6 protein-coding genes, 11 tRNA genes and 2 rRNA genes are annotated in these 10,292 nt (G+C 49.6%); 2 read left to right on the forward strand and 17 right to left on the reverse strand.

What is annotated here, in order from left to right; all coding sequences use genetic code 11:
- Positions 1-53 precede the first annotated feature (53 nt).
- The 3 genes from FPZ45_RS05525 to FPZ45_RS05535 form a co-directional block, all read right to left on the reverse strand.
- A complete protein-coding gene (locus tag FPZ45_RS05525; protein ID WP_144699225.1) occupies positions 54-668 on the reverse strand; it encodes a zf-HC2 domain-containing protein in 615 nt (204 codons plus the stop codon).
- A 103-nt stretch (positions 669-771) separates the two neighbouring features.
- On the reverse strand, positions 772-1,338 hold the full coding sequence (sigW, locus tag FPZ45_RS05530; RefSeq protein WP_144699227.1) for an RNA polymerase sigma factor SigW: 567 nt from the start codon (positions 1,336-1,338) through the stop codon (positions 772-774).
- Positions 1,325-1,552 carry a hypothetical protein gene (locus FPZ45_RS05535; RefSeq protein WP_144699229.1) on the reverse strand — a complete coding sequence of 76 codons (228 nt, stop codon included), beginning with the start codon at positions 1,550-1,552 and terminating at the stop codon, positions 1,325-1,327. Before FPZ45_RS05535 ends, sigW begins: the two co-directional genes overlap by 14 nt.
- A 181-nt stretch (positions 1,553-1,733) precedes the next feature.
- On the opposite strand from FPZ45_RS05535, the gene FPZ45_RS05540 reads away from it, so the two are divergent.
- Positions 1,734-3,257, forward strand: coding sequence for a hypothetical protein (locus FPZ45_RS05540; protein ID WP_144699231.1), 1,524 nt, complete (start codon positions 1,734-1,736; stop codon positions 3,255-3,257).
- A 134-nt stretch (positions 3,258-3,391) separates the two neighbouring features.
- On the opposite strand, the gene ppc is transcribed toward FPZ45_RS05540, so the two are convergent.
- The 6 genes from ppc to FPZ45_RS05570 form a co-directional block, all read right to left on the reverse strand.
- Positions 3,392-6,184, reverse strand: a complete 2,793-nt coding sequence (ppc, locus tag FPZ45_RS05545) for a phosphoenolpyruvate carboxylase (RefSeq protein ID WP_144699233.1) — start codon at positions 6,182-6,184, stop codon at positions 3,392-3,394.
- Between the two features lie 398 nt (positions 6,185-6,582).
- A tRNA-Pro gene (locus tag FPZ45_RS05550) sits at positions 6,583-6,659 on the reverse strand.
- 55 nt (positions 6,660-6,714) lie between these two features.
- Positions 6,715-6,788 (reverse strand) — tRNA-Gly (locus FPZ45_RS05555).
- A gap of 10 nt (positions 6,789-6,798) precedes the next feature.
- Positions 6,799-6,875: transfer RNA gene (locus tag FPZ45_RS05560), tRNA-Pro, on the reverse strand.
- A gap of 29 nt (positions 6,876-6,904) precedes the next feature.
- A tRNA-Arg gene (locus tag FPZ45_RS05565) sits at positions 6,905-6,981 on the reverse strand.
- A 6-nt stretch (positions 6,982-6,987) separates the two neighbouring features.
- Positions 6,988-7,062 (reverse strand) — tRNA-Gly (locus FPZ45_RS05570).
- Between the two features lie 254 nt (positions 7,063-7,316).
- Here FPZ45_RS05570 and FPZ45_RS05575 point away from each other — a divergent pair.
- The gene (locus tag FPZ45_RS05575) at positions 7,317-8,336 is read left to right on the forward strand and encodes an NADH:flavin oxidoreductase/NADH oxidase (protein WP_144699235.1); all 1,020 of its coding nucleotides are present in this window, start codon (positions 7,317-7,319) and stop codon (positions 8,334-8,336) included.
- 1,031 nt (positions 8,337-9,367) lie between these two features.
- Here FPZ45_RS05575 and FPZ45_RS05580 read toward each other — a convergent pair.
- The 8 genes from FPZ45_RS05580 to FPZ45_RS05615 all read right to left on the reverse strand — a co-directional run.
- A tRNA-Leu gene (locus tag FPZ45_RS05580) sits at positions 9,368-9,450 on the reverse strand.
- A 35-nt stretch (positions 9,451-9,485) separates the two neighbouring features.
- Positions 9,486-9,561: transfer RNA gene (locus FPZ45_RS05585), tRNA-Lys, on the reverse strand.
- 5 nt (positions 9,562-9,566) lie between these two features.
- Positions 9,567-9,641, reverse strand: a tRNA-Gln gene (locus FPZ45_RS05590).
- A gap of 20 nt (positions 9,642-9,661) precedes the next feature.
- Positions 9,662-9,737 (reverse strand) — tRNA-Val (locus tag FPZ45_RS05595).
- 9 nt (positions 9,738-9,746) lie between these two features.
- Positions 9,747-9,821 (reverse strand) — tRNA-Glu (locus FPZ45_RS05600).
- 18 nt (positions 9,822-9,839) lie between these two features.
- Positions 9,840-9,915 (reverse strand) — tRNA-Thr (locus FPZ45_RS05605).
- 45 nt (positions 9,916-9,960) lie between these two features.
- A 5S ribosomal RNA gene (gene rrf / locus FPZ45_RS05610) occupies positions 9,961-10,077 on the reverse strand.
- A gap of 103 nt (positions 10,078-10,180) precedes the next feature.
- Positions 10,181-10,292 (reverse strand): 23S ribosomal RNA (locus tag FPZ45_RS05615); the annotation flags it as partial.

Below are 10,292 nucleotides of genomic sequence, written 5' to 3' on the forward strand. Positions count from 1 at the left end.
GGCTCGATCCGGAGCACTTTCATTGAATTTTGTCAGATCATGTCGATCTAGGGCTACGAGCCGTAAGCGAGCGTTCCGAAGTACGAGCTTACCTTGTACCAGACCCAATCCACGGCCCGATCGATCGTTTTGATTTGTCCTGCGATATGCGCGGTTGAGGCTAGAGGCGATAGGTTGCCGTCAATGACGGTTAGATTGCCTTCCAAATCTCCGAGCACCTGCACGTCCCCGTTCACGACCGTTAAATCTCCGTTCACTTTTTGGCCTTCCGGCACGATCACTTTCTTACCTTGGATTACGACATGCTCCAGATCCTGACCCGATACGGAAAATTCTTGACTCTGATTCCACATCGAGACGAAGCTGGACAACATGACGACGATAAACAACGCGGCAGCCGACATAGCCGGATGACGGCGAACCCATGTAGTCCATGCGGCCGGACGCCTCGGGCTGGGCAGAGACTTCATTACACGGTCGCTTAGATACTCGGGAGCCTTCTCTATAGGTTGACATTTGGCGAGCGCATCGGTGCGCTCCAACGCTTCATAACGAGTGTGGCACGATGGGCAATCACGCAGATGCTGTTGCAGCTGTATAATTTCCTCGCGCGACAAGTCCCCATCCAAATAATCATGCATATTCATGACGGCGACGTTGCACTTCATATCAGCCATCCCTTTCCTTGGCGGTGTCGAACCCCGCAATCGATGCTTCTATACTGTACGTTTGGTTACGCGGCGAAGTTTCACGAATTCAATTCAAATCGGATTATAGTTTATGCTCCAGTTTTTTCCGAAGGAATTCTCTTCCCCGATGCACCCTGGTTTTGATCGTCGTCACCGGCATGTCCAATACGTCCGATATTTCCTGCAATGATAAATCCTGCAAATAACGTAGGATCATCACCGATTTATATTTGACGGGCAATGTCGCAATCGCCTCGTGGATTATCCTCTGTGTTTCCGAGAGAAGCAATTCGCTTTCTGGCGTCCTGTCGTCGCTCGGGAGCATGGCATAACCGTCCAAACCTTCCCGGTCCGTCGATTCCGCATCAAGCGAATAAACTGCTTTTCTTTTCCTTAACCGATCTATACACAGATTCGTCGCGATGCGATAGATCCATGTGGAAAATTTTTGATTCATGTCGTAGCGATCTAAGCTTCTGTATACCCGTAAAAAGGTTTCTTGAACGACATCTTCAGCTTCCTGTCGGTTTCCCGACATCCGATAAGCCAGATGATACAGCTTGTCCTTGTATAGATCGACGATCTCCGCGAAAGCGCGCTGATTCCCTTTTAGGGCCAATCGCACTAAACGCGTCTCAACTGGCTTCAAAGTTGCGACTCACCTTCTTTCTCTGCGGTGACAGACTGCCGTAACCTGCTTTGGGCCGCCATAATGCCCGCAATGACGCGGTTCCCAGAAATCCATGCAACAATCCCCGTCCCGCCGCGATGCCGACGACCGCGGTCCATTCCTGACGTGTCGGCCATTCGCACTTGCGTATGCTTTCTAGCAGAATCGTAATCCACGTAAACTGAAAAAGCAAGACAATCCCCAAAATAGCATCAAGCCGCGACAATGCCTCATTGTATTTTCGTTTGATGTTACAGCATCACCCGAAGAGAAGCAAGGAACAATCGCATTCACATCCTAGGAATTAACATATTTACTCTTTTTAACCGATATTAGATGAGTTCGTTTCAAGCATAAGGAGGAAGAGAGAAATAATGAAATTTATGAAATTACAGATGTGGATAGCCGTCATTGCAATACTAATATTGCTAACGGCTTGTACGTCGGATGAAAATGAGAGATCAGGGGAAGCAGCGGCGGGCATATCCGATTTTACGCTTTTTAGAGAGCAAACGAAAACCGCCATGAGCAAAGACGAAACGGTACAAATTTCGGTTCCTGAAAAATGGATAATAAAAGAGGATGCAACCCAAGGGAATGTACGCCTAGTAGTGGACGGGGTTCATTATCCCGCCGTTATTAGCATTATAGAGGAGCTTCGTGCCGATGCAAACGAGGATATGACTTTGGAAAAATGGGTCGAGGAACTTGATACGGACACAGGATCAGTCATTGTCTCAGAAGAACGCTTACTGGAAATCGATGGCGTTCCGGCTAAAGAACGACTCGTTAAAAGGGACAATTCACCACGTTGTTGGATGCAGATTTTTTTGGAAAAGGAGACGGCATTTTATCTAATCTCGATTGAAGGAGTGGACCTGACGTTTTCTAACGATAAAGAAGAAATTCAGAAAATGACGGAGACCTTTAAAGTGCTTAAGCCTGCTGAGAAGGAAGTATTTAACTCCAGCAACAGTAAAACGATGGTTAATGATGATCAGTCGCTACAAATTACAATACCCATGAATTGGCGAAAGGCCAGCACTGAGGTTAGCCAAATCGGTGAATTTATCTTTAAAAATGATCGGGCAGCGGAATTGTTGCTTTTGCGGGAGTTCGCCTCAGGAAAAACAGAGGAAACAACTCTTCAAGAAATTGTAGAAGGAAGATTTGAGTATTATAAACAATTCTCCCAAGGCGAAAAAAAGGGCCAGAGGGAGCTTCTTATTGATGGACAACCTGCATATCAATTGGAAGGAAGATGTGAATATAACGGGAAGACGCATGGTTTTCTAATCACGGCATTGTTTAAAGATAATGCCTACTACGTAATGATGATTTCTAGCCCCCTTGAGGATTTTCTTACATACGAAAGAGAGCATAAACGTATTATAGAGTCTTTCCAAGTATTAAAAAGGGTGGAAGAGCAAAATAAGTCTCTTGGAATGGAAAATGAACAGCCTAAAGTATTTGATAATAAACTGGCTTCGATGAAGATCGAACTTACAGAAGAATGGAAGTTAATCAACATAGATCAAGATGCGAAGATAAAGGCAATTCATCCAGGGGACAACACGTTGTTTTTTGCTTATGGCGGGAAAGTTTCCAAAAACGACGCCGTGACTGTAAAGGATTTATTTGAATTATATATTAGTGATTCCGGATTAGAAAATCCCCAATGGACAAAGCCTAAGCCTATTAAGATCCAATCATATGATGCAATCTACTTTAAAGGTACTGGAACGAGCAATGGAGAAAAAGCCACTGTCATTTTAGCCATCACCCTTTCTTCGCGCCAATATGCCATACTTTTGTTTGCCGGAAAGCAGGACGTAATGGAGGCTAATGAAGCGTGGTTTAAGAAAGCATTAACTACTTATTCGGAACGGTTATGGTAATGAAGATTTAGCAACGTAAAGAATCCATTTTGAGCTATTCGATGCCAAAATGGATTCTTTATTTTCATAATATAGCGCAAAAAGGCCCGGGATTCATCCCGGGCCCCCTCTTCATTCAATTGCATTCGTTGTCGTCAGCCAGTATTACGAAGACCAGCCGCAATACCGTTGATCGTCAGCAGAACTTCGCGAAGAAGTTCCGCATCGTCTCCGTTCTGAGCACGCAACGCGCGTAGTTCCGTCAGCAATTGGACTTGCATATAGCTTAACGGATCGACGTAAGGGTTACGCAGACGAATCGACTCTTGGATAACCGGAACGTTGTCCAGAATATCTTCTTGTCCGGTGATCGTCAGAATCATTTCTTTCGTTTTTGCGTATTCTTCCTCGATTTGCGTGAAGATGCGTTTCTTGACGGACTCGTCTCCGATCATTCCCGCGTATTGGCGGGCAATCATCAAGTCTGCTTTGCCAAGCGCCATCTGAAGATTATCGATCAGGGTGGCGAAGAACGAATATTCGCGGTACATCGTTCTCAGCGTCTCGAGCCGCTTCGGATCTCCGTTCACGAAGTTCTCGAACGCCGTACCCGCGGCGTACCATGCCGGCAACAGATAGCGGCTTTGCGTCCAGGCGAACACCCATGGAATTGCGCGCAAATCTTCGAAACGGTCGCTGCCTTTGCGCTTGGAAGGACGCGAGCCGATGTTCAGCTCTCCGACTTCCGGAAGCGGCGTCGACTCCTTGAAGAAGGTCATAAAATCCGGATCGCGGAAAATCAGATCCTGGTATTTCGTCTGCGCGTCAACCGAGATCCCGCGCATGATCTCTTCCCATTGCGTCTCGACTGAGCTTTCCTGAGCCGGGTTGCGGGACAAGTACGCGCCGGTGATCAGTGCGCCCGTCGCCTGCTCCAGACTCCGGTAGGCAATGCCTTTCATCGAATAACGAGAAGACAGCACTTCGCCTTGCTCCGTAATCTTAATGCCTCCGCCGATCGTGTGCGGCGGCTGCGCCAGAATGCTTCGGTTCAGCGGCATTCCCCCGCGACCGAGCGCTCCTCCGCGTCCGTGGAAGAACTTCAGACGAACGTTGTGCGCTTTGGCTGTTCGGGTCAGTTCGTTCAGCGCCACTCTGAGCTCCCAGTTCGCCGTTACCATGCCGCCGTCCTTGTTGCTATCGGAATAGCCGAGCATGATCTCGTGCAGGTCGTCCATGGATGCCAGACACTCGCGATAGATCGGCAAGTTGAACAGCGTCTCCATAATTTCAGGAGCGGCATGCAGGTCGTCGATTGTCTCGAACAAAGGCGCCGCTTGCAGCGTGCAGACGACTTTGCCGTCTTCTCCGCGACGGAACAGGCCAGCTTCCTTCGCAAACACCATCACTTCCAGAATATCGCTTGCCGCTTCCGACATGCTGATCAAATAACTCGTAATGCAGCCGACTCCGAATTCTTGCTGCGCTTTATATATCGTATGGTATACGTTAATGCATTCTTGGCTGGATTCGCTAAGCTTCATGTCTTCCGTCAGAAGCGCCTTGCTGCCGCTCAGCAAGCCATTTAGCAGTTCGATCTTTTCCTGCTCCGAGAGCGCCGCATAGTCGCTGCAGACTCCTGCATTGGCCAACAGCTCCGACATCGTGTTCTCATGCTCTTTGCTGTGCTGACGAACGTCCAGCGCCGCTAGATGGAAGCCGAAGAGCTCTACTTGCCGAATAAGCTTTCTCAAATACGAGTTCGCGACGAAATCGGCGTAGTGATGACGCAGGCTGCGATCGAGAATCTCAATGTCGGCCGTAAAGTCGGCTACGGTGTGGTAGCGCTGCTTCGTGCCTTTGAATTCATCTTCCCTCATGTTTTGCAGCTTTTGCAGCATATATCTCAACTTGACCCGATAAGGCTCCTTATCGTTCGTCCACGGCTCGACTGTACGCAATTCCACGTTCTCGCTGTCCACGCGAATCGATTCCAGCAGTTCGTCGGTTACGTTCACAATCGTCGTGCTGAAGCTGAGTTGGCGGCTGATTTCGCGAATGCTGTTCTCGTATTTATAGATGACGAGGTTGCGCTGCATCTTCAGCGTCTGCCACGTTACGTCAGCCGTTACCGAAGGGTTGCCGTCGCGATCTCCGCCGATCCACGATCCGAAGCGCAAATACGTCGGTACGTGCCATTGCACTTCCGGATAGTACTTCTCAAGGCAACGCTCCAGCTCTTCGTATACGTTCGGCAAAACCTCGAACAACGTTTCATGGAAAAAGTACATGCCGTTGCGCACTTCGTCGAGCACGGTAGGCTTGCGGTCGCGCAGCTCGTCGGTTTGCCACAAAGTCAGAACTTCGTTCGTCAGCTTCTCGCGCAATTTCTCCCGCTCGCGAAACGTCAGCGTCGGGTTGTCGAGTTCCATTACCTCGTCCGCGATTCTCTTGTGGATATCCAAGACGTCTCTGCGCGTGGCTTCCGTCGGATGCGCCGTCATGACCAATTCGAGCGAAATGTCGGCAAGCATGTCCTTGACTTCGTCGATCGGAAGGTTCTTCTCCTTGAGGTTCTGGATGACGCTTTCGATCGAGCCGGGTTGCACCGCTTCGCCCGCCGAACGCTCGTAATCGCGCTTGCGGCGAATTCGGTGATTCTGTTCCGCGATATTTACCAATTGGAAGTAAATCGCGAATGCCCGGATTACTTGGTGTCGGATGCCGGGCTCCAAGTTTTTAACGGTATGAATAAACCCTTCGTACAGCTCCGGCAAATACTCGGCCCGCAGCGCCTTGCTCATTTCCCGAATTTTCTCGACATGCTCCAATAGCTCTCTGCCGCCCTGATGCACAAGCACTTCACCAAGAATGTTTCCTAGAAAGCGCACATCTCTGCGCAACAGATGATTGGAAGGAGAACGTTGGCCAACAGCCGTTTCCGTCATCTTATTCACCCCAAACCATGCATTTCAAAATATTAAACTTCGCCGCCCAGAGGCGGGAATTTCAATCGCAATAAAAAACTCTAACCTTTATCATACTACAATGGACGCCGAAAATCTCCTTTTAATTCATCATTTAGCCATAAATATCGTGAATGCTTCCATCAAAAAATGCAATGCGACATCCTGTCTGCCGCCGTAACAATCATCGCCCAGCCAAATTATCCTATGCAGCAAGCGAGCCAGCGGGTCCTATATGGGGTGTGCGGACAATTTAGTACCGTGTGGCGGGCTTATTTCGACTCCAGAGGGGCGTGCGGACTATTTAGTACCGTGGGGCGGGCCTATTTTTAACACAAAAAAATTGCAGCCCTTAAGCTGCAATCCTTAGTTGTAATTGATGGTCGGGACGACACGATTCGAACATGCGACCCCCTGGTCCCAAACCAGGTGCTCTACCAAGCTGAGCTACGTCCCGACGTAATGAGGATAAAGAGTTAAAAAAAAGCCCCATTTAGGAAGCTAATTTATTATGGAGCGGGTGATGGGAATCGAACCCACGCTATCAGCTTGGAAGGCTGAAGTTCTACCATTGAACTACACCCGCAGGGTGATGATGGTCGGGACGACACGATTCGAACATGCGACCCCCTGGTCCCAAACCAGGTGCTCTACCAAGCTGAGCTACGTCCCGACAATGCAATTATGCAGTTTGTGTATAACTGGCGCGCCCTGAGAGATTCGAACTCCCGGCCTTTTGATTCGTAGTCAAATGCTCTATCCAGCTGAGCTAAGGGCGCATCTTATGGAGCGGAAAACGGGGCTCGAACCCGCGACCTTCTCGTTGGCAACGAGATGCTCTACCACTGAGCTATTTCCGCGTTTGTCGTAAGTGCCGCTTGTTTTATGCTTACCGAAGTGCTTTGAGCGACAAGAAATAATATATCAAAGATATTTAGCGATTGCAACCCTTTTTGCGAAAATTTTTTTATTTTTTTTGAAAAGGCCGTGTTGGCGCTGTTTTTCCCTTCCCGATTACTGCCTATTTGGCCCCTGTTCGACTTGCTCCAAGCGTTGAATAGGTGTATGGTTAAAGCCGAAAAACCAATTCCGATATGAATAGGAGTGATTTCTTATGGCGCATATAGATTCACCTTTTACATTAAAAAGCCTGACGCTTAAAAACAGAATCGTAATGCCTCCGATGTGCCAGTACTCCGTCGAAGCTGAAGACGGCGTTCCGAACGAGTGGCATTATGTGCATTACGTCTCCCGAGCAATCGGCGGAGCCGGATTGATCATTATGGAGATGACCGACGTCGAGCCCGACGGGCGGATCACAAATAAAGACCTTGGATTATGGTCAGATGACCAGATTCCTGCGTACAGAAGAATCATATCTGAGGTTCATAAATATGGCGCGAAAATCGGTATCCAGATTGCCCATGCGGGGCGCAAAGCGGTAGACGCGTCCGAACCCGTCGGTCCATCTACAATACCGGTCGATGCCTCCTACAAGCAGCCTAGGGCTCTGAGTACCGAGGAAGTCCGTCAAATGGTCCAGAAATTCAAGGAAGCCGTCAGACGGGCCGTAGAAGCTGGTTTCGACACGATCGAGCTTCACGGCGCCCACGGTTATCTGATGCATCAGTTCCATTCGCCGGGCATTAACGACCGCACCGACGAATACGGACAGGATTTATCCAAATTCGGAGTCGAAATCGTCCAAGCGGCTCGCAGCGTCATGCCTGCGGATATGCCGCTGATAATGAGGATCTCCGCGGTTGAATATATGGATGGCGGTTACGGTCTCGAGCATTCGCTCTCGCTCGCCAGGAAGTATAAAGAAGCTGGCGTAGACGTTTTCCATGTGTCCAGCGGCGGAGAAGGGCCAGCGGGAGCCGTGAAGCCCGGTAACCACCCCGGATATCAGCTTCCGTTCGCTCGCGCTTACAAAGAAGCGCTGGACATGCCTGTTATTGCCGTCGGCATTCTGGAAGACCCGATGCTCGCGGAAGCGACGCTCGACAACGGAGACGCCGAACTTGTAGCCGTGGGGCGCGGAATGCTTAATGATCCGTACTGGTCCCTGCACGCGATTAAAACCGTAACCGGCAAAATCGCCCCTCCTGCTCCGTATCTCAGGGGGATGTAATCCCCGATACTAAGGCGCTGTTTCGATCCTTTTTGGAATGAAACAGCGCTTTTCCTGATTTTCGTTTGGACAAGTAAACCGGCTTCGCCGTCCTTAGGATCGGCGGGATAACGTTTATGTCGGAGATGATTCAGATAAGTATGGCAATTTTTATACTTTCTGAATCATTAAGAAAAACCGTCAGGTGAGTTCGCCCTGACGGTCCTTTTGAGTTGGTTGCGCTCCTCATAGCGATGTTTTTCATCGTACTTGCTCCTAACCAGCGCACACGAGGCGGAAGTACGATGTTTTTCATCACTAATCACCCCGGAGACGAACAAAAAGTGGCGGCTCTCTCCTCATAGCGATGTTTTTCATCGTACTTGCTCGCCACCAGCGCACCACGAGGCGGAAGTACGATGTTTTTCATCTCTAATCACCCCGGAGACGAACAAAAAGTGGCGGCTCTCTCCTCATAGCGATGTTTTTCATCGTACTTGCTCCCAACCAGCGCCACACGAGGCGGAAGTACGATGTTTTTCATCACTAATCAACCCAGAGACGAACAAAAAGTGGCGGCTCTGCCCTCATAGCGATGTTTTTCATCGTACTTGCTCGCCACCAGCGCACCACGAGGCGGAAGTACGATGTTTTTCATCACTAATCACCCCGGAAGTGAACAAAAAGTGGCGCCTCTCTCCTCATAGCGATGTTTTTCATCGTACTTGCTCCCAACCAGCGCACACGAAGTGGAAGTACGATGTTTTTCATCACTAATCAACCCGGAGACGAACAAAAAGTGGCGGTTCTCTCCTCATAGCGATGTTTTTCATCGTACTTGCTCCCCACCAGCGCCCCACGAGGAGAAGTACGATGTTTTTCATCACTAATCAACCCGGAGGCCAAGCATAAACGGCTTACTCCGTCCTTTGAACGCGGTATACGTTTGTTTCGAGCAATCAGATAGGTAAAAGGGGCATGAAAAACTTATACTTTCTGATTGATTAAACAAAAACCCTCAAGATTGCTCTTGAGGGCTGTTTTTTATTAAATGGTGCGCGTAGAGGGACTTGAACCCCCACGGTTGCCCGCCAGATCCTAAGTCTGGTGCGTCTGCCAATTCCGCCATACGCGCATATTCACAAGCATTCTACCCGGTGTCGGAAAGAATGGTGAGCCATGAAGGACTCGAACCTTCGACACCCTGATTAAAAGTCAGGTGCTCTACCAACTGAGCTAATGGCTCGAGAATGGCTGGGGATCTAGGATTCGAACCTAGGAGTGACGGAGTCAAAGTCCGTTGCCTTACCGCTTGGCTAATCCCCAACGGCAAGCTTGTTAAGTAATGGTGGAGGCTGAGGGGATCGAACCCCCGACCCTCTGCTTGTAAGGCAGATGCTCTCCCAGCTGAGCTAAGCCTCCGAATATTGGTGGTGACCCCTAGGGGATTCGAACCCCTGTTACCTCCGTGAAAGGGAGGTGTCTTAACCGCTTGACCAAGGGGCCATGAAATGGTGTTGGAAATGGAGCTCTCAACCGGGATCGAACCGGTGACCTCATCCTTACCATGGATGCACTCTACCTACTGAGCTATGAGAGCGTGTTCCTGTACCAAAACACAGCGATAGAGGATAAAAAATGTCTAGCCTGGCGACGTCCTACTCTCCCAGGACCCTGCGGTCCAAGTACCATTGGCGCTGGAGGGCTTAACGGTCGTGTTCGGGATGGGTACGCGTGGAACCCCTCCGCCGTCATCACCAGACCAGATCATTCATTTCAAGGACTTGCGCCTTGAAAACCGGATACGAAACAAAAGTGTGGAGCGAAAGAAGGTGAAGTATCATTGTCTTACCAGGCCAACCTGTTAGGATAAGCCCTCGACCGATTAGTACTCGTCAGCTCCACACGTTACCGTGCTTCCACCCCGAGCCTATCAACCTGGTGTTCTTCCAGGGGTCTTACGAATTGGGAAATCTC

Source organism: Cohnella terricola, assembly GCF_007786475.1.
In the GTDB taxonomy this organism is placed as follows: domain Bacteria; phylum Bacillota; class Bacilli; order Paenibacillales; family Paenibacillaceae; genus Cohnella; species Cohnella terricola.

What these genes read in the sequence shown, in the direction of transcription:
- FPZ45_RS05525 (WP_144699225.1), bottom strand. Translation starts at nt 668, where the DNA reads ATGAAGTGCAACGTCGCCGTCATGAATATGCATGATTATTTGGATGGG.
- FPZ45_RS05540 (WP_144699231.1), top strand. Translation starts at nt 1,734, where the DNA reads ATGAAATTTATGAAATTACAGATGTGGATAGCCGTCATTGCAATACTA.
- ppc (WP_144699233.1), bottom strand. Translation starts at nt 6,184, where the DNA reads ATGACGGAAACGGCTGTTGGCCAACGTTCTCCTTCCAATCATCTGTTG.
- FPZ45_RS05575 (WP_144699235.1), top strand. Translation starts at nt 7,317, where the DNA reads ATGGCGCATATAGATTCACCTTTTACATTAAAAAGCCTGACGCTTAAA.